Annotated in this window: 21 protein-coding genes and 1 tRNA gene; all 22 read right to left on the bottom strand. The window is 69.2% G+C overall.

The genetic code is table 11. From position 1 onward, the window contains the following. Positions 1 to 36: 36 nt before the first annotated feature. The 22 genes from ACZ5K7_RS46685 to ACZ5K7_RS46790 all read right to left on the bottom strand — a co-directional run bounded on the left by ACZ5K7_RS46685 (position 37) and on the right by ACZ5K7_RS46790 (position 17,288). A complete protein-coding gene (locus ACZ5K7_RS46685; RefSeq protein ID WP_468924460.1) occupies positions 37 to 927 on the bottom strand; it encodes a hypothetical protein in 891 nt (296 codons plus the stop codon). 32 nt (positions 928 to 959) lie between these two features. Beyond that, a complete protein-coding gene (locus tag ACZ5K7_RS46690; RefSeq protein WP_468924463.1) occupies positions 960 to 1,340 on the bottom strand; it encodes a hypothetical protein in 381 nt (126 codons plus the stop codon). 69 nt (positions 1,341 to 1,409) lie between these two features. Further along, positions 1,410 to 1,769, bottom strand: coding sequence for a hypothetical protein (locus ACZ5K7_RS46695; RefSeq protein WP_468924466.1), 360 nt, complete (start codon positions 1,767 to 1,769; stop codon positions 1,410 to 1,412). A gap of 218 nt (positions 1,770 to 1,987) precedes the next feature. Further along, positions 1,988 to 4,108 carry an ATP-binding protein gene (locus ACZ5K7_RS46700; RefSeq protein WP_468924469.1) on the bottom strand — a complete coding sequence of 707 codons (2,121 nt, stop codon included), beginning with the start codon at positions 4,106 to 4,108 and terminating at the stop codon, positions 1,988 to 1,990. A 229-nt stretch (positions 4,109 to 4,337) separates the two neighbouring features. Beyond that, entirely contained in the window at positions 4,338 to 4,745 is a 408-nt protein-coding gene (locus ACZ5K7_RS46705) for a hypothetical protein (protein WP_468924472.1), read from the bottom strand. A gap of 233 nt (positions 4,746 to 4,978) precedes the next feature. Beyond that, positions 4,979 to 5,725 carry a PP2C family protein-serine/threonine phosphatase gene (locus ACZ5K7_RS46710; RefSeq protein ID WP_468924475.1) on the bottom strand — a complete coding sequence of 249 codons (747 nt, stop codon included), beginning with the start codon at positions 5,723 to 5,725 and terminating at the stop codon, positions 4,979 to 4,981. A 161-nt stretch (positions 5,726 to 5,886) separates the two neighbouring features. Further along, entirely contained in the window at positions 5,887 to 7,470 is a 1,584-nt protein-coding gene (locus ACZ5K7_RS46715; protein WP_468924479.1) for a ParB/RepB/Spo0J family partition protein, read from the bottom strand. A 52-nt stretch (positions 7,471 to 7,522) separates the two neighbouring features. After that, positions 7,523 to 7,858 (bottom strand): hypothetical protein, encoded by a 336-nt coding sequence (locus ACZ5K7_RS46720; RefSeq protein WP_468924482.1) that lies wholly within the window; start codon positions 7,856 to 7,858, stop codon positions 7,523 to 7,525. A 144-nt stretch (positions 7,859 to 8,002) separates the two neighbouring features. Beyond that, entirely contained in the window at positions 8,003 to 8,320 is a 318-nt protein-coding gene (locus ACZ5K7_RS46725; RefSeq protein ID WP_468924485.1) for a hypothetical protein, read from the bottom strand. Positions 8,321 to 8,322: 2 nt separating this feature from the next. Next, entirely contained in the window at positions 8,323 to 9,168 is an 846-nt protein-coding gene (locus tag ACZ5K7_RS46730; RefSeq protein WP_468924488.1) for a hypothetical protein, read from the bottom strand. Between the two features lie 323 nt (positions 9,169 to 9,491). Continuing rightward, on the bottom strand, positions 9,492 to 9,860 hold the full coding sequence (locus tag ACZ5K7_RS46735; RefSeq protein ID WP_468924491.1) for a DUF3846 domain-containing protein: 369 nt from the start codon (positions 9,858 to 9,860) through the stop codon (positions 9,492 to 9,494). A 189-nt stretch (positions 9,861 to 10,049) separates the two neighbouring features. Continuing rightward, positions 10,050 to 10,685 carry a hypothetical protein gene (locus ACZ5K7_RS46740; protein ID WP_468924494.1) on the bottom strand — a complete coding sequence of 212 codons (636 nt, stop codon included), beginning with the start codon at positions 10,683 to 10,685 and terminating at the stop codon, positions 10,050 to 10,052. A 297-nt stretch (positions 10,686 to 10,982) separates the two neighbouring features. Beyond that, positions 10,983 to 11,246, bottom strand: coding sequence for a hypothetical protein (locus ACZ5K7_RS46745; protein ID WP_468924497.1), 264 nt, complete (start codon positions 11,244 to 11,246; stop codon positions 10,983 to 10,985). A 129-nt stretch (positions 11,247 to 11,375) separates the two neighbouring features. Then, positions 11,376 to 11,837 (bottom strand): hypothetical protein, encoded by a 462-nt coding sequence (locus tag ACZ5K7_RS46750; protein ID WP_468924500.1) that lies wholly within the window; start codon positions 11,835 to 11,837, stop codon positions 11,376 to 11,378. A 480-nt stretch (positions 11,838 to 12,317) separates the two neighbouring features. Beyond that, entirely contained in the window at positions 12,318 to 12,731 is a 414-nt protein-coding gene (locus ACZ5K7_RS46755; RefSeq protein WP_468924503.1) for an SsgA family sporulation/cell division regulator, read from the bottom strand. Then, complete coding sequence (locus tag ACZ5K7_RS46760; RefSeq protein WP_468924506.1) at positions 12,728 to 13,261, bottom strand: hypothetical protein; 534 nt, start codon at positions 13,259 to 13,261, stop codon at positions 12,728 to 12,730. The genes ACZ5K7_RS46755 and ACZ5K7_RS46760 overlap by 4 nt, the downstream gene beginning before the upstream one ends. A gap of 123 nt (positions 13,262 to 13,384) precedes the next feature. Beyond that, the gene (locus tag ACZ5K7_RS46765; protein WP_468924508.1) at positions 13,385 to 14,203 is read right to left on the bottom strand and encodes a hypothetical protein; all 819 of its coding nucleotides are present in this window, start codon (positions 14,201 to 14,203) and stop codon (positions 13,385 to 13,387) included. A gap of 155 nt (positions 14,204 to 14,358) precedes the next feature. Continuing rightward, the gene (locus tag ACZ5K7_RS46770) at positions 14,359 to 14,589 is read right to left on the bottom strand and encodes a hypothetical protein (protein WP_468924511.1); all 231 of its coding nucleotides are present in this window, start codon (positions 14,587 to 14,589) and stop codon (positions 14,359 to 14,361) included. A gap of 273 nt (positions 14,590 to 14,862) precedes the next feature. After that, positions 14,863 to 14,936, bottom strand: a tRNA-Ile gene (locus ACZ5K7_RS46775). A 96-nt stretch (positions 14,937 to 15,032) separates the two neighbouring features. Then, on the bottom strand, positions 15,033 to 15,269 hold the full coding sequence (locus tag ACZ5K7_RS46780; RefSeq protein WP_468924514.1) for a hypothetical protein: 237 nt from the start codon (positions 15,267 to 15,269) through the stop codon (positions 15,033 to 15,035). Positions 15,270 to 15,477: 208 nt separating this feature from the next. Continuing rightward, on the bottom strand, positions 15,478 to 15,942 hold the full coding sequence (locus ACZ5K7_RS46785) for a hypothetical protein (RefSeq protein WP_468924517.1): 465 nt from the start codon (positions 15,940 to 15,942) through the stop codon (positions 15,478 to 15,480). A gap of 194 nt (positions 15,943 to 16,136) precedes the next feature. Beyond that, entirely contained in the window at positions 16,137 to 17,288 is a 1,152-nt protein-coding gene (locus tag ACZ5K7_RS46790) for a DUF932 domain-containing protein (RefSeq protein WP_468924520.1), read from the bottom strand. Positions 17,289 to 17,701 lie beyond the last annotated feature (413 nt).

Consider the following 17,701-nt stretch of genomic DNA (forward strand, 5'->3'; position numbering starts at 1 on the left):
GTGGCGGCATCGCGGCTCCGTTCTGATCGAGGCTGCTCAGTGGTCTGCGAGGCGCATGCGGAGCGCTTCGCCGGCGGCTCGTACGCGCTCGGCCGTCCAACCGGAACCGGTCAGCGTCAGCCGGGCCCGCTCGCACCTCGGGCCGTCGACGGCCACGATCCTCACGCTCATGGTCCGCACGCCGACGCCAAAGCGGAGGCGCTCGGTGGGCGGCGGTGTCATCTCCTGTGCCTGTCGCCAGCTGACCGGTACGCGCTCCTCGTCGGCACCGTCCGCGCCGGGGCAGGCGTGGGAAATCGCGTTCAGCAACTCCTCGTCGTGCGCGCACTCGCCGTGGTGGTGCAGGAGTGCGACCCGGGTTCCGTTCACCCGGAACGCGTGCCGGGTGAAGGAGGAGCGGGCACGGCTGACGATGGCGCAGCCCCACGCGGGGATGCGCGTCGTGCGCTCCAGCCAGAAGCCTTCGCCGTGCTCGTCGAGGTACGCGCAGCCGAGGTCCCAGCCGTGGACTCTGACGGCGTCCTCCCAGATCCACGGCTGCGGATGCCGGTTGCGGTAGTCCTGGTCGTCCGGGCCGGTCGTGACCCACAGGCGCCATCCGTCCGGGCCGCCGAACAGCGTGTCGGGCGCGAAGACCGGCTCACAGCGCACCAGGACACGGGGGGCGTTGACCGGTACGACGGTGCGCTGTTCGTTGATGGCCGTCCGCAGAGGGCACTCGTTGCAATTGCCGTGGTTGATGCAGGGGCCGAACCCGCCCCAGCGGGCTCGGCGGGTGTCCTGGGACTCCAGTAGTGCGCCCCAGCGTCGGGGCCTCAGTGCGCATTGGCTCAGGAAACCGCCGTGGGCGTTGAGGCTCAGCCGGTTCCAGCCCTTCCCGTCAGGCCCGCCGGCCGGGGCCTCGGGTGCGCGCAGGTAGATCGGCATGGTCGTCCCCTTTCTCTCCTCGGCCCTGGGAGTCAGTCCTGCTGCTCGGGGTGCTCGCCGCCGTGCTCCTCGATCAGCGCGCAAACGTCGGCGACTGGCACCTCGTGGAACAGGCGGCCCTTGTCGGGCTCGTCGTTGGAGGAGGTCAGCCACAGCTCGACCGAGTCCTCCAGCTCCCAGCCGTCGCTGTCCGTGGGCTCGACACCCTCGGGGAGGTAGACCTCCAGGTGCGTGTACGGGCCCGCGTAGTCGCGGGGGCGGCTGTGGGGTCCGGAGCCGCCGTTGGGGCAGGGCAGGAAGTAGGCGCCGGGCCCGGCCTGGACGGTGATCCTCTTGCTGTCGGCGAGGTGGATGCTGCTGAATGTTTCGCCGGTGCCGGTGGCGGCGAAGTGGTCGAGGCGAGCGGTGCTCATGGTGGGCTCCGTCTTTCTGCTCGTGGTGGGACAGGGCATGGCCCGGATGGGGCCGGGCGTGGGCGGAGGTCAGTGGGGCAGGTGGCCGAACATCACGTCGGTCACCGAGTGGGAGCGGTCGCTTCCGCCGCTTCCGGGAAGGCGGCCGTAGACGACGCCCTCGCCGGGGCCGCGGTCGTGCTGCGGCTCGGGGGTGCTCCCGGCCGTCACGAACGAGGCGCGCAGGCCGGCCAGCTCGGAGGTGCGGAGTCTGCGCAGCACCCGCGCGGTCACCTCGATGTGGTTCACGCACGAGCCGAGGCCGAGGCCGTTGGTGGCGGAAACGACACTGCTGGCTTGGCCGTCCCGGCCGGTGATCTCGCACGCGATGCACGGCATCTGGACGAAGCTCGGCAGCTGGTCAACGCGGGTCACGAAGTCGATGGGCATGGATCACTCCTGTTCTGGCTGGGGCCGTCAGCGGGCGAGGTCGGCGGGGGCCTTGCCGCGATTGCAGGGCCGGGCGTTGTCGACAGCGACGGCATGGTGGCCCGACTTCTGCTCGGGCGTCGACGCGGGCGGCCGACTGCCTGCCCGCCCCCGAGACGGGGCGGGCCTTCACCGGAGTGCAGTGCACGGGCGCTGGCGGCAGCAGGGCGGCTGTCCTTTCAGCGGTTGAGCCGGTCCTTCTCTGCATTCAGGAGTTCGGATACCGGTCGCAGCCAGGCGCCTTCCGCGTCGTAGGGCGTTCGTCCCTGGTACATGGCCTCGACGGCGTTGGCCTGTGCCGCGTAGGGGCCGCCGAGCGTGCGCAGGTCCGAGACGACCGTGGGCATGTGTTCGCTCAGCGGTTTCTTCCAGGCACCGTCGGCTGGGGTGATGCCCCGGCGGACGTTGTAGAGAGGGCCTTCGACGGCGATGTGCCCGAGGTAGAGCACCGGTGCGTGCAGACCGAGGAGTTCGGCCAGCGCAGCGGCCCTGCGGTAGTCGGGGATGCAAGTGAACCCGCCGCTGCGGCGATATCCGGCGGGGTGTGGATTGACGATCAGATTCCACTGTGCGGTGGTCCATGCGATGGTGGACAAGGCTCTTCCCGCTGAGCGCAGACCGCGCTCGCGCAGGACGGCGGTCATGCGCTGCTCGGCGACCTCGGCCAGCAGCCGCCGTGGTTCGGGAGCCGCTTCCAGCCGCTTGGCTCTTCTGAGCTGGGTGACGGTCGCCTGGATCTGGTGGCGGCCGCGCAATTCTGCACTGTCGGCCAGGTAAGCGCCGGGAGGCAGCGGAACACCCTGCCATACCGTGGCGTCCAGGAGCGGGAGGCTGCGCGGCTCGGGCCTGATGACGAGGTGCATGAGTCTGCCGCCCATGTCGGTCATCGCCAGTTCGAATCCTTCGCTGCGGTCTGATGAGTTGAGGCCCTCCCTGGCTGCCCGTCGGTGACCTCCCTCGTGGAAGACGACGCGCAACGTCTCGTACAGGTCGTCCAGGGTGCTCTCCTTGACGCCCGTCACATCGGGGGCGGAAAGATAGAGGCCGCTGGTGCAGTAGCGTGCCGAGGCCTCGTCCTCCCGATAGACCCTGACCTTTCCGAGCGCATCCAGACCAAAAACGCTGCGGAAGACCGCACAGGCGAGGTCGAGCGTGCGGCGCCGCTCGGCAGAGACGTCTTGCGGCTTCACCCACTGAGTTTTGGGGTACTGGCGCTCGTGGTGCGTCAAGGCCTCGCGCACAGGCCTGATGCCGAGCAGGCGCATCAGGGCGTTGTGCGGGGAGCGGCTCAGCTTGCTGGTGACGCACGTGACGCCACGCCCCTGCAGGTGGAGTTCGTCCTCGACGGCTGTGCCCGCAGCGTTGTAGTAGACCTCGTCGCCGTTCCACAGGCTCTGTGCGTGGTCGCGGAAAGCGCGGCGTACGGCGAAGTCGTTGACGTACTCGAAGTAGGTCTCGGCGGCCGACATGCGTGGCCCGTGCAGCGCGCGCTCGACGAAGCGCGCGATGATTGCCGGATCGGTGCTGGCGGCAAGCGCGCCTCGGATGTGGGTATCCAGCGCGGCCCCGTCGACGATCGTACGGTCCCGGTTCTGCTCCCCCTTGGCCGTGTTCAGCGGGAGGTCGTAGCTGGCTGCCAGCCGCGAGTCGGTGGAGACCAGGATGCCGCCGACGAAGATGCGTCCCGGCTGGCCGTCCAGGATGATCGCGGCGCGGTCATGCGGAGGCCGGTAGTCGGGGTTGTTGAGGTAGCGGACCCGGCTGATGGCGTCCTCGGCCACCTTCTGCGAACAGGCGACAGTGATGAGGGTGCCGCGTTCCCGGCTGGTGGTCCAGTACTGGTAGTGCAGAACCAGGGTCTGTCTGCCATCGTCCAGGCCGGGGACGTCAGTGAGGTAGGTGCTCGGTTTCAGGACGGGTGTGAAGCTGTAGCCGACGGTGTCGAACTGGACCGTCCCGATCTTCGGGTCGCGGGCGAGTACGAGTGCTGCAAGCTTCTTCCCCTCTCCGAACTGGCCGATCTGCTGGCTGCTCTTGCGGGAGGCGCCCAGGAGGAGTCCGGTCCGAGGGATGCCGGGCCCCTGATCGTGGATGGTCAGGGTGCCGTCGCTCCAGGCCACGACGGTGTGCGGGTCCTCGTCCAGCGCGTTCGCGATGAGCTCCACGAGTGCCCGCTCGGAGGTCCAATTCTTCACGTAGTCGTCGGCGATGGGGTAGGGCAGTTCGTTGACCTGCTCGGGACGGGGCTGAAGGGCGGTCAGGCTCCGGACGGAGCCGGACGCAGTTGCAGGGGTGGGCATGACGAATTCCTCTGGCTGTGCGGGGTGATCCCGGGTACGCGGCCCTGCATGCAGACATGTCGGCGGGACGCTGTCGGACGGGATGGGCGCCTGTGCGCGGCGGCTCGCCGGGTGGCTTGCGACACGTAGCCGTTGCGAGGCTGGCGGGGCTTCCCCTTACTTCGATACTAGATAAAAAAGCCTGAAACTGCAAGCCTGGGTTGCGCCTGGCTGATACGGAGGGCCGGGGTCAGGAGGCCTTTGCCTGTCCTGGACCGCGCGCGATCAGGTCCTCAACCTGGGCGAGTGCTTTCAGGGTGGCCGCGATCGACTGGGCCTGGCCGAGGAGGTCGTTGCGGTGCGCGATGATGGCCGCGCGCTCTGCGATGGCCTGCTCGGTGCCATCGCCTTCACGGAGGGTGTCTTTGCAGGAGATCAGCACGCGCGGGCCGAGGTCCCACACCGCTGCGTTGACAGCGCAGCAGGCTGAGGAGATGGGGTCGAGATCGTTCAGGGCCCATACGTAGGCGCGCGGGTCGCGGCCGGCCTCACGCAGGTGCTGCGCGGCGGCCCGTACGAGACCGCCGGTGCCCGCGGTCGGTTTACTCAGCCATGCCCCCTCCGGGAAGTCCTGCGCGGACAACGTGATTCGAGCCATCAAGTCGGCTATCTCCGGCGGGGTGTGGATCTGGCCCAGGGCCTCCCGGCTACCGGGTGAGCGCAGTTCGGTGACCAGAAAGCCGAGTACGTCGGCCTCTGAGCGCCAGTACGGGTCCGAGGCGCCCGTCAGCTCCAGCTGCCCGGCCTCCAGCGCGGCGCGGGTGACGGCTTGGACGGCGGCGAGATGCCTGCGGGCAGAGGGATGGGACGCGGCTGTAAGCGAAGAACGGGTCAGAAGGGGCGGATGTCGGCGATGAGGACGGTGGCGTTGTCCGCGTGCGGGTCGGGCACGTCGCGGGCCGCGGCGAGGGCCGTGTCGACGAAGTGCCGGGCGGTCTCACCGGGATCGCCGATCAGGTAGTCGGTCATCTGGTGCCCGGCGTCCTCGTGGGGTTCGTAGGCGCCGTCGGAGGCCAGCAGGAGCCGACATTCCTCTGCGGGCAGGGTGACGGCTTCGATCGAGGGATGCCCGTACTGGTTCATCACGTCCTGGTCGCCGTCCGGGGAGCCGAGGCGGGAGGTGATGATGTTCCGGTTCCCGCCGCTCGGGAAGACATCGGTGGGCGGGTAGATGCGCCGCAGATTGTGGTCACGGGTGAGACGTCGTACGGCACCCCGAGCCAGCACGTAGGCGCGTGCGTCACCGCACCAGGCGACGGTGAGAGGCCGGCCGGGAGCAGTGACGGCGACGACCGCGCAGGCCTTCGGCACGTAGTGGCGCATCCACGGATCCGCCCGTTCGGGTTCGGCGGCGTACTGGTTGTACACGGCGCGGAGGCCGGCCTCGGCGTCAGCGCGGCGGGCAGCGGCGCGGGCGAGACGGCGCGCGGCGTCCCGGGTCCAGGTGCGGATCTCGTTGGTGGAGCCGATGCCGTCGAGGAGGACGTAGGCGCGGGTCCCGTTGTGGGTGCGGACGGCGGTGGCGTCGCACTGTGCGGTGCGGTCGCCGAGTTGCTGGGCGGTGGCGTAGAGGTTCACGTCGGGGCCTTTCAGGCAGTGAGAGCAAGGAGGTCGGGTCCGGCCGGGGCGCGTGGGCATCCCGACGCATGGGGCCGGGCTGCGGGCGCCCTTGACGCTGTGCTGGCGCCGAGCGGGCCGGGCGCAGCACGGGGTCTGGGCGTGCTGCGCCCGGCAGTGGGTCAGGCGGCCAAGTCGAGGGCCTGGCCGTCGCCCCCGGTCTGGGGCTCGGCGTCGGTCGGCGGCAGGTACTTGGCGAGGCCGAGTTCCTCCACATCGGACAGCCGGTGGCCCGCTTCCTTGAGACACAGCAAGTAGGCGGCCTGGTGGCGGTCGAGGCCCTGCCACGCGTTCGGCTCGCGCATGCTGTACTCGAACGCGGCGGCCACCTGGGCGAAGACCTGGTGCCATCCCTTGGTCTTGCCATGGCGGGTGACCAGTTCGTCGAACGGGCCTGCCTCACGGCTGTAGCGGGTCTCGTCGTCAGCGTTGGGGTCGGGGACCCCGAGGAACCTGGCCACGGCCTCGGTCGCGCCCTTCTCGCACCACTTCGCGTAGAGGTGGGGCGGGCTCATCACCGTGCGCAGGGCGAACAAGCGCACGCTCTCGGGCAGGGACTTGCCGGTGGACAGCCGCTTCACGGAGTCCTCCCGGACCGTCCGGGCGGCCTTCCAAGCCTTGTTGCCCGCGATGGTCCTGGCCCGTGCCTCCCTCTCCTGCTCACTCATGATCTTCTTCGCCTGCTTGGCCCCGGGGCGCAGCTTGTGGCCGTACTTGGCGGGGTCGGAGCAATGCCACACGGGGTTGGACTCCTCGTCCAGACGTGCCGTGTGGCCGGAGCAGTAGCGGTGCTTGTCCTCGGTGAGCGGCGCACCCAGCGGCGTGCGCAGATCGGTCAGCGGCCGGGAGGTGTCCTTCGTTCCATACGGGAAGTAGTCGGGCAGCAGCGGGACACCGGCCTTCTCCAGCTCGTCCAGCGCCGACCGCCGGGCGTCAGTGTCTGCCTTGGTCTGCCGCAGCCTGGCCATGGCGTGATTCCAGTGGCCGCGCCCGCCGCCGTCCTCGGCTGTGTCCTTGGTGTGGGCTTCCTCCAGCGATTTGACGGCGCCGGAGACGTCGCTGACCTCGGCCAGTTCGGCCATCTGCATCAGGTCGAAGCCCTGGACGGTCGCGCGGCGGAGCTGGGCGTCGTCGAGGCGGGCGGCCTCGCGCGCCGCGCGCAGCTCGGCCCGCTTGATCTTCAGGGCGCGGGCCATCCGCTTGCGCTCTTCCTCGTTCACATCGAGGAGCGCGAGCGTCTCGATGGCCTGGAGCCGGTCGCGGTCGTGCATCGGCTCGCGGTGGTGGTTCTCGATCAGCGACAGCAGGTGGGTCATCGCGTCGTTGCCGACCAGGTCGTCCCGGACGATGGCCGGGATCTTGCGCACGGGCCTGCCCCCGGCCCGGGCCGAGGCGTTGACGTCCTGTTGGGCCTGTGCGCGCCGCCAACCCTTGAATGCGCCGTAGGTTCCGTCGGGCCGGGGCCGGACGTGGATGGCGTCCTGAACGCCGAGTTCGGCCACGGACGCCTTCAGTTCGTCGTTCGGCCCGGTATCGGAGGTGCGGGCGTTGTAGTCGTCGCGCACGATGAGTTCCGGGTCGATGCGGACGATCTGGTCGTGGCCCTCGTCGGCGTGCTGCGGTGCGGGCTGGGCAGTCTCCTCGGCCGTGGCGGGGGAGGTTTCGGCGGGGGTGGATGTCCTCTTCGACTGCGAGGAGTTGGACATGCGTGGTTCTCCAGGTGTTGCGGGGCCGCTCATGGCGGGGCGGCCACGAAGGTCAGGGAGTCGCCGGGGCGTTGGTCATGGTGAGAACCATGCGGACGACGCGCCGGTTGGTGTCCCCGTCTGCCGGGGAGGCGGTCAGGACCGGGGCGAGCAGCAGCAGGAGGAGGGCGCGGACGAGTGCGCACGTGGTTGCGGAGGGCTCGTTGACTCCGGTCCGGACGGCGGCGGCGCGGATCACGTCGTCGGTGGCCGCGTCGGGTGTGTAGGCATCCCCGCTGCGCAGCAGGTGGTCGGCGAGCCGGAGCGCCTTCATTGCGCGTCGGGTGGTGAGGTAGCGGTTCGCGGGCCAGCCGGGAGGAAAGGGGACGGGGGTTTCGGCGTGAGACATGGCGATGCATTCCTCTCGACGGTGGGTTCACGGGCGTGGCTGGGGAGACGGGGTGCCGACGAGGTTTCGTCCATCCGTGATACTTCGATACTAGATAATAGATGAGGTGAATGCAAGTGCCAACTCCTCTATGACAAGGGGTAGTTACGGCAGGCGATATGAGCGCGGGCAGCCCGCCCGTGTCGGCCCCTGCACACGCACTCGGGACGGTCCATTGCTCGCCGCCGGATCCGGTTCGGTTTCGGCGAGGTGGGAGCGGATCTCCTCGGTGACGGCCTCGGCGACGGCGGCGATTCCTGCGGCGGTGTGCATCTCGCGGAACGTGGCGATCGGGCTGCCGGGATCGAGGTTGGCGGGGAGCCGTAATTCACCGTGGTCGTCGACGTCGAGGGTCAAGGTGTCAGTGCCCGGAGCATTCAGGTCGCCGGTGTTCGGACGGAAGATGAACGCCAGCTCGGCCACGCTCACTCCCCGCTCGGGTAGAGGAGCGTGGAAAACTGCACCGATGCCAGAGGACCCCACTTGTCGATCACGGCGGCCAGGAGGTCGTCGAACGCGACGTCGGCGGGGACACCGAGAGTGCCCCGGCCATAGCCGTTGGCCTCGTACAGAACCACGGCGGCGGCCCCCTTGTGCCAGATCGCGAAGTCGGGACTGCCATACATGTTCTGCCGGTCGGGTCCGGCGAAGCGGAAGGCGAGCTGCTGGAAGTCGTCCCGGTGTTCCAGGTCGATGAGCATCGGAATCCAGCACTCGTGTTCGCGGAAGTCGGCGACGCGGGCGATCCGCTTGCAGTCCACGCACCGGAACAGGAACGCGCCGTGCGGGTTGTCGTATCTGCGCCCGGTGTTGGAAAGCCGGTGGCCTGACTCGTGCACGTAGCGGGCACGGATCGGAATGTCGGCCTCGACGTCGACCTTGACGAGCTGTCGGTACAGGGCGAGGAGCTTGGCCAGGCCATCGCGGCCGAACAGGTGCTCGGCGTACGGCCAGTAACTGCCGCGGTCTTCGGGCGCCTTCTTGATCTGCTGGTCGGCGTCGTCGAAGACCGCGGTCCATAGCTTCCACGTCAACAGCGCCTCGCCGGTCAATGGGTAGTGCGGGTGGTCGTCGGGGCGCAGGATGCCGGCCGCGACGTCGTCGGTGACGAACAGGTTCAGCTTCGCGCCACGGGCGCCGCCACCGGTATGTGCCTGAATCTCGAACTTCTGCCAGACGGTGTGCTCGCCGGCCTTGCGCTCGGACCCAGCGTGCTGCCAGGCGAATTCGAGCTGGTGGGTGCGGCGTATCTCGTCTATGAGGTCGATCATGGGGTAATACCCCTCACTTTCGGTGCCGTGTGCTTCGGCGCAGGTTTCACATTGCCCCCGCCGGCCGACGCGCCTTTCAGCTGTCGGCCAGAGCTGCCCAGACGTCGCCGGAGAGGTGGCCGCCTGCGTCCTTGGCCTTTCCTCGTATGCGCGCTCGCACGTGGCGTGGGGCTGATCGGCGTCGGGTGACGCGGTGGGTGGTCGGCGGCATGCGGGAGCGCGTGTGCCGTTCGAGGGGGATCCGCGCGGAGGGCTCGACCGGCTGCCGGGCCGTGGGCGGCCGGGCCCAATCGAAGGGACGGGCTCGGCCGGTCTGAGCGCGGTCACGTGAGGTCTTGCAGGGTGTGCAGCAGGCCGATGAGCTGTTGTCTCAGCAGGGGCAGGGTGTTGCCGTCGGCGTCGGGTCCCCCGGTGAGCAGTACGGAGCCGTGGTAAGGCTGGTATGTATAACCGAACCGTCGGGCGAGGGCGGTGGCGGCGGGATTCACCGGGTGGTTGTACATGCCTTCGTCGTCGATCCACATGTCCCACCGACGGGTCAGGGCGACGACGTCGAACCTGTCGCAGCGCAGAACCGCACGCATCACGGCGCGGCGCTGGGCGCTGGATTCAGGGTCTTGGCCGACAGGTAGTTCGATCTCGACGAGCTGCGTGTTGTAGGTCAGCAGCAGGGCGGGGGAGGGTCTGGACACGGGGGCTTCTCAACTTCGGTGTGCAGGCTGATGGTCGGCCCGGCACGCGGGAGCGCGTGTGCGGATTGAGGGGGATCCGCGCGGACGGTTCGACCGCGTGCCGGGCCGTGGGCGGCCAGGCCCCAAACGAAGGGAACGGGTCCGGCCGGTCTGGGGATCCGCGCCGTTACGCGGTGGCTGGTAGGGGGCTCAGGTCGCGGAAGGACCGTAGGTGCGGAATCCGCCGTGTGTGGCGGCGCGCCTGAGGTAGTCGATCCATTCGGGCCACCAGTCGGCGTCCTCGATGAGGTTGGAAAGGAATGCCGGGTTCGCGGTCCTGCTGGTCTCGTACGCCGCGAGAGCGGCACGGATCTCGCCGGGAGTGACCATCCAGCCTTCGTCACCGCCGAGTTTGTGGATCGCGATTCCCTCGGGGCGGGGCGGCGTCCAGGCCAGCCGCTTGCGCAGGGCCCTGTGGTAGCGCTGCACCTGTTCGGGAGGCGTGTCCCCCGCCGTGGGCAGGGCGGCCTGCGCGGAGGTGGTCCCGTACGCCTCGGGTGCGGGCCGGACCGGTGGCTGTGCGGCAACCAGCATGCCGAAGTGGTCCATGAGGGCTCGGCACTCACTCATAGCCCAGGTCGTGAGGAAGAAGTGGGTGGTGCGAGCCGCTTGCATTGCGTCGTAGGTGCGGGCGACCTCGACCTGTGCGGCCTGGTAGTCCGCGTGCCTGCACGGAAGGCGGAGGCTGTCGCGGTGTTCCACGGCCGCGTCGAAGGACTTCCTGGCCGCTTCGTAGGCTGCCTCCTCGCCGTCCGGGGAGCGTACGAAGTGCATGCCGTAGCCCATGTCTGGAACTTCCCTTCGTGGAGGTGAGGCGCCTGCCGGAACGACATTTCGCATTTCTTCGATACTAGATTAACAACTGCTGTGGGTCGGATATTCCATCGATGCCGGGGAGGAGTTGCCGGGCGGGAACGAGCGCTGTGTCACCGTTTCCGGCGCCGGCTGCAGCGGGCGCTCGGCCTCGCGGCGTGCGTCGGTTGCGGTGTATCCGGTCGCATACCACGGATGACAGAACGGGCCGGGCCGGGAAGTCCCTCGCGTGCGGGGCAGGAACGGGCTGACGGCCGCCGCCAGGGCATCTCAGAGGTTGTGCTGGGTGCGGTACTGCCTGGCGAGGTCGATTGCCGCAACGCGGACGGCTTCGCGCTCGGTCTTGCCAGCCGTGCGGGCGTTGCTGTAGGTGACCGAGGCGCGGATGACCGATCTGGGCCGAAGCAACCGCAACTCGACGATCTCGGGTCCGTGGCCTGGTATGTCCTGCTCGGTGATGTCGTGGATGGCGGCGGCGATGGCATGTGCAGCGGCGTTCGAGTAGGTGATCGGTTCCGGCTCGGTGCTGGCCATGGGCAAGTTCCTTGGGGTCGAGGGGGCGGGGGCTCATTCGGCTCCTAAAGGGCGCCGGTGAGTCGGTGACGGGTGCGAGGGCGGTCCCGGACGGGAAGCGGGGCGGCTGCCAGATCGGGCCGCGCCGGTCTATGTCGGGGTGTACGGCGGAACCGGGAAAGCCGTCAGGAAGGTGACGCCGGAGGGCGTAGGGCCCGGGGTCTCGTGGAAGGCGAAGCGGACCTGGTCTGCGGTGAGCGGCCTGAGGGCAAGGCCCTCGATCAGCCAGCCGCGTACGGTCTCCTCGCCTGTCGGCGTAGTCGTGTTGAGCAGGATGCTGCCCCCGGCGAACAGGGACGCGATGGCCACGGCTTCTGCGACGGCGGTCAGGTCGTCCTGGTCGGTGTTCAGGGAAGTGTGGGTCTCTTCCACGATGACGTCGAAGCGGGTGCGGGCGGTGATGGGCCCACCGCCACTACCCGGCTGGGCGGCAGTGGTGATCCGGTGCTTCCCCGGACCGGCCGCCGCCATCAGGTAGGCCACGGTGTGGGCGGCGTGTGCGACGGCGGGTGTCACCTGCTGGCGGGCCCGCCTGGGGCGGTTGGTGTCCATCGCGTTTCCCCTCGAGCTGCTTCGGTGGCGAGCGAAGGTGCCACCTATGTGATTCGATACTAGATAATAATTTCGGGAAAGTCAAGCTCTGCCGATCGGCTGGGAGGTCTGAGCTGGCGAGGGTCGGGGGCTTTCGGTGAGCGCGGGCGTGCCCTTGCGGGTCGTCCACGGTGCCCCGGTCGCCTCTGGCCCGTTGCGGGGGCGGCCGGTTCCGGTGACACTGCCAGGCATCGCCCCGCCCGGCTGGAACAGGACGGCTTCGTTGCTGCAGGCGCCGGCGGTGGCGTGGACCGGTACCGGCGGGCGTGGCGATGGGCAGCCGCGTACTTGGGTAGGGTCGGTGGCCTCTTCGGGGCCGCCGTCCCGAGCCCGGTGGGGGAGGTACGGGCTCGGGACGGCGGGACGTCGGCCAGTAACGAATCTGGCCGGGGTGGCCCCGGTTCCGGCTGACGGTTGCGCCGATCTTTCGGTACCGGATGCTCAGTTCTCGGACAGGATGCGGGAGAGCTCCTGATCGAGATCGAAGTGCCGGTGCTCCGTGCCGGGCGGCACGGCGGCGTCAGTTCGCTTCAGGAAGGATTCCAGGGCCCGCGCCGGGGCTTCGAGCAGGGCTTCGCCCTCCGGAGAGCTCAGGGCGATGCACACGACGCCCTGACCGTGACTGCGGGACGGCCAGACGCGGACGTCGCCGGTGCCGGTGGGGCGGTGCAGCCCCTCGGCGAGGAGGTCGCGGGCGAACACCCACTCGACGGTCTCCTCGGCTCCGGTGTGGAAGGTGGCGTGCACGGCGTAGGGGTCGGTCGTGTCGTACCGCAGATCGGTGCGCACGGGCCGTGAGTCGTCGCTGGTCACGATGAGAAGCAAGTGAAGTTCCTGGCTGACCGTGGTGTTCATCTCGGCCGCGGCTCGTTCCTTTCTCCCGCGTGGGGCAGGGTGTGATGGAGGCAGACCGGGTGGCGGCCGGTCGGGGTGTATGGCGGAACCGGGAAAGCGGTGAGGAAGGTGACCTCGGTGCGCACGGGGCCCGGGGTCTCGTGGAAGGTGAATCGGACCTGGTCGGCGGTGAGCGGTCGGAGTGCGCGTCCGTCGATCAGCCAGCCGTGCATGGACTCCTCGCCTGTCGGCGTCGACGTGGCGAGCAGGATGCTGCCGTTGGCGACGATGAATGCGAGGGTCACGACCTCTGCGACGGCGGCTGCGTCGGCATGAGTGCCCCTCCAGTGGGCGTCCGTGCCTTCGCCGACGACGTCGAAATGGGCGTGAGCGGCGAACGGCTCGCCGTACGTGGGCTGGGCGGCGGTGGTGATTCGGTGTGACCCCGGGCCTGCCGCTTGTACGAGATAGGCGATGGTGTGCACGGCTCGGGTGATGGCCGGTGTCAGTCGCTGACAGGCCTGGCTGGATGAACGGCAGTTGGCTCCCATGGCGCGTACCTCGTGCGGGGTTGGTGACGCGAGCAGCGTAATTCGATACTAGATAAAAAGTGCTTGCAGGTCAAGCAGCCCTGCCTCCGACTCGTTCTCACGGATTTACGGCGGCGCAGCCGCTCACGCATCGGTGGGCGGTGCTCCGCCGGACAGCCGTTCGGGAGTGGCGTGCCGGCGGGCGGCAGAGTGGCGGTTGCACAGACCGGGGCGCTGTTGGGTACGTAGTGAGACAGCCTCGGGCTGGGCGCGGCAGGCTAGATCACGCTCGTTGGCGGCTGCGCTGGCGCGGCGTGGGGCCCACCACTGCAACCCGCTGACGTCGCGGGCCAGAGAGCCGGGGCGGTCGGCCAGGAGGAGCAGCAGGACCGGGTGGGGAGAGAGGGCGAGCCATCGTGCCGCGGTCCACCAGGCGGTCACGGCGGCTCGCTGTGCGAGGTATGCGGTGCGGGCCTCCTCCGACCAGTCGAGGAACCTCAGGAGCGCGGGAGTATCGCGTTGCCGGGAGGCGTCCAGGATCACCGGCAGGTCGTCGCGTTTCGCGACGTGCGCGGCGCAGGCGCGCAGGGTGGCGATCAAGACCGCTGCCGTTCTCTGCGACGGTTCGCGGTCAGCGGCGGACCGTATCGGCGACACCTCCGCCTCGGGGCAGTTGGCGCTGTCGGCGTAGAGGGTCAGGCTGCCCCGGTAGCCGGTGCGGCTGCGAGCAAGCCGCGGCAGCGCGTCCTCGGGGGCGGTGGTAGTGAAGGCGTTGACGGGGCCGAGGCAGGCTCGTACGGCGGTGAACTGGTCCCAGTGGCGCCGGTGGTGGGTGCCGGTGACGTGTACCAGGCCGCGCATTGCGCCGTGCAGCTCGAACACGATCGCATCAGCCAGGCGGGGGCCGGCGGTGGCGCTCACGGTACCGGCGGGCGTTTCGATGGTCAGGTGCGGGCTGTGCACGGCTGTTGGCTCCTCGGGACGACGTGACGAGCAGGGGCCGCCATCCCGAGCCCGGTGAGGGAGGAGCGGGCTCGGGATGGCCTCTCATCGGCCAGTGACGAACTGGCCGGGTTGTCCGTCCCGCTCGCCGAGGCGGGAACGGCTTTCAGGGGTGGTCAGAGAGGCGGCAGGAGAAGGGTGCCTTGTTCGTCGCTGCCTGTGGGCTGCTCGCGGTAGGTGTCGCGGGCGTCGCACGGGGCGGTGAGCCGCAGGAGGAGAAGCGGCAGCGCGCCCATGTCGCCCACATGGCGGGCGTACTTGATGGCGTCGGTGATCTGCTGGCGTTGATCGTCGGTCACCCAGTGAGCGATCACGTGGTAGCAGCGGGGCGGTTCGGCGGGTGCCACTTGGAATCCCTCATTTCGCGGGTCGGGTGAGGCTGTGCCCATGGCTACATCGGGCAGGGTGGTGTGCAGGGTCCAGCCCGGTCGGGGCCGGTGAGCGGGCGAGTGACCTGGCGGTGGGCCTGCTGCTGTCGGTCAGAACGTGCTCTGGTGACGGGACGGGCCCGGCGGCACGGAAGCGAGTCGGTGCGCCGTGGCGCGGGTCGCGTGTCCGGCCGCCGGGGGCTCGTGGCAGCGGCCGGCGGCCGCGCGGGGGAGGACTGTTGGCTGTGTGCGTAGTGCTGGTGGGGCTCGAACCCACGACCTCACGGCTTATAAGACCGGTGCTCTGCCAACTGAGCTACAGCACCCCGGAGTTGTGCGGGCCGCGCCCCGGCAGGGGCAGGGGTGCGGGGGCGCGGCCCTGGGAGCGGCCGGGGCGGGGGCAGGGCGGCCCCGGCCGCTGGTCAGTTGGACAGGATGCGGGCCATGGTCTCGTCGATGAGCGCTGCGGCCTCGTCGTCGGACATGTCGTCGAGTCGGGCGAGTGCCTCGAAGTCGACTTCGACGTCCAGGTCGGTGAGTTGCCGTTCACGGATGACGAGTTGGATCACTTCCTGCGCGCTGCGACGTCGGGGGGACTTCTGGGGCGCGCCGGGCGCGGTCGGCTGGGGGGTGGTGGTCGGGGTGTCGTCGGTGGCCATGGCTCCTCCGTCACGGGTGCTGGGGCTGGGGGCGGGCGCGGTCGGATTCGGACCGGGGGTGCCTTGGCGCCTGCTGGGGCGCTGGCTCTGCCTGAGGTGCGGGCTTGGGGTGGCCCGCCGCCCCGTTTGCGGGGGATTCGGGGCGGCGGGCCGCAGCGGTCACGGGTGGGGGAAACGCGTGGCCGCTGGCTTGAGGGCGCAGCAGGGGCTACGCGCTGGCGGCGGAGGGAAGCGTGTATGCCGTACGGAAAGTGACGTCGGGCGACTGGGGACCAACTGCCGAGTTGAAGGTCAGCCGCACTTGGTCCGCCGTGAGCGGCCGCAGCGATCGGCCGTCAACCATCCACCCGCGTACGGTCTCCGTGCCGTCCGGAGAGGTCGAACCGAGTACCACGCTGCCCCGGCCGACCAGGAAACCGAGGGCCACGGTTTCGGTCACTTCGGCTACCTCAGCGAAAGTGCCGCCCCACAGGGCGTCATCTCCTTTACCGAAGATATCGAACCAGGTGACGGCGTAGGTCGGCACGCGGTCCTCCGGCGCGACGGCTGTGATCACCATGTGTCTTCCAGCACCAGCCGCGTACATCAGTTCACTGACGGCGCGTACGGCGTGGATCAGGAGCGATTCCATGCCCTCCGGGTCCTGGCCGGAATCGAAGAACTGTGAATCCATCAGATTTCCCCTCGTGCTGTTCGGCGAGCCGGAAGCGTCACCTTCCAGCTATATTCGATACTAGATAAAACTTGCCCGGAAGTCAAGTCCCCGGTTCTGGCTTGGGTGCCTGTGAGCGGCACGTGGGTACCGCTCACAGGCGTCATCCGGCGGGAGCGGGAAGCCGCCACGCCCCCGCCGGAGCCTTCGGGCGGTTATGCCGCTGCGGCGATGGCCATCGCGGAAAGGGCCTGCGTCTCCAGCTCGTATGCCGCGTCTCCGTCACCGAGGGTCTGAGCGGTCGCGGTGATCGCCTGCATGATCCCGCCCGCCGTCGGCTGGCCACCCTTGATGAAGTGGTTCAGCACGGACTCACGCACGCTGTCGGAGAACCGCAACTGCCGCGCCACTACTTCCACAACCTCAACCGGGCTGGTGATCTCGCGCCCGGCCTCCCGCTCGATGTCGGCGATCTTCCGCTCGACGTACTCGCGGTTCATGAACGTTGCGACGGCGTCGCGGGTCTGAGCGGTGATCAGCGCGAGGTTCTTTTCCTGGGTGTCCTCGGAGTACTTGATGATCCCCTCGTCCATCCGCGCACCGATGTGCACCTTCCCGAACGCGTCCTTCGTGATCGTCATACCGTTGCCGCACACCTGCGCGACGATGCGGGGCGTGATGGCGTACCTGCCGCTGCCTACCTCACTGTTGGTGATCACGAACCCTGCCGAGACAAGCGGCAGCTCGTCGCCTGTCTGCCCAGTAAACGGCGACCGGTACCCGCGCAAGAGCTCAGGGGCAAGGGCCGCGACGTGCTCGGACTCGACGCGCACGATCATGCGCCGTTCCGTGAGGTCGGCTCCCGTGATGTTCACGCTGTGCCCGGACTCCTGGATACCCGCCAACACGGCCGTCAGCATGTCCAGATGATCGATGATCTTGTAGCCGTCGGACAGCCACGCACGCAGTACGCCCGGCTCGCCCTTGAACGCCCGGAGGAGAAAGCGTCGGGATGGGTCCTTCTGTAGCCACCCGTTGACGTTCAGGTCGTACAGGTCGACGGCTTCGGCGCGCATGCGCCTCAGGTAGGCGGTAGGGATCTTCAGCTTGTCGGCAATCCCTTCGTCGGCAACGGTAGTGGGGCGGTAGGCGCCGTCGGCGCGTGTCACGCCGCCGGGCGTCAGTACCGGCTCCACGCCGGTCACGGTGATGTGACCGGCGACGGCGGTAATCGCAGATGCAGGCGCCACCATGTCGATCTTGGCGTCCTGGTCCCGCTTGAGGGCCTGGGCCAGGTCCTCAAGCGAGGCGTTACGCGCGCCTGCGTCCGCGGCGCCCGTAATGGTCTGGCCGTTCTCGTGAGCCACTAGGGGGCTCTCCCTTCGTGTGTTGTTCGGCGACCCGTCCGGCGTCACCCGGTCGGTAAGTTCGATACTAGATAATAACTGTCGAAAAAGCAAGTCCCGCAAGGGAGTTGCTATCGGTGGGCGGTGGGCGGTGATTGCTGGGAGTGAGGGTCTGCGAGGCGATTGCTGGAGATACGAGGAAGCCGTGGTTCGTTCTCCGACGCTCGGCTCTCGGGCGACGGGGCTGGACCCTCACCGCCATTGGGGGCACCGGGGCCGGCGGCGCCCCGACGGAGCCGGCCGGCCCTGCCTGGCACGGTGGTGGGGGGGGGGGGGGGGGGGGAAACCACCCCCCCCCCCCCCCCCCCCCCCCACCACACCCCCCCCCCTCCCCCCCCCCCCCTCCCCCCCCCCCCCCCCCCCCTTTCCTCCTC

The organism is Streptomyces sp. NPDC031497, assembly GCF_055580905.1.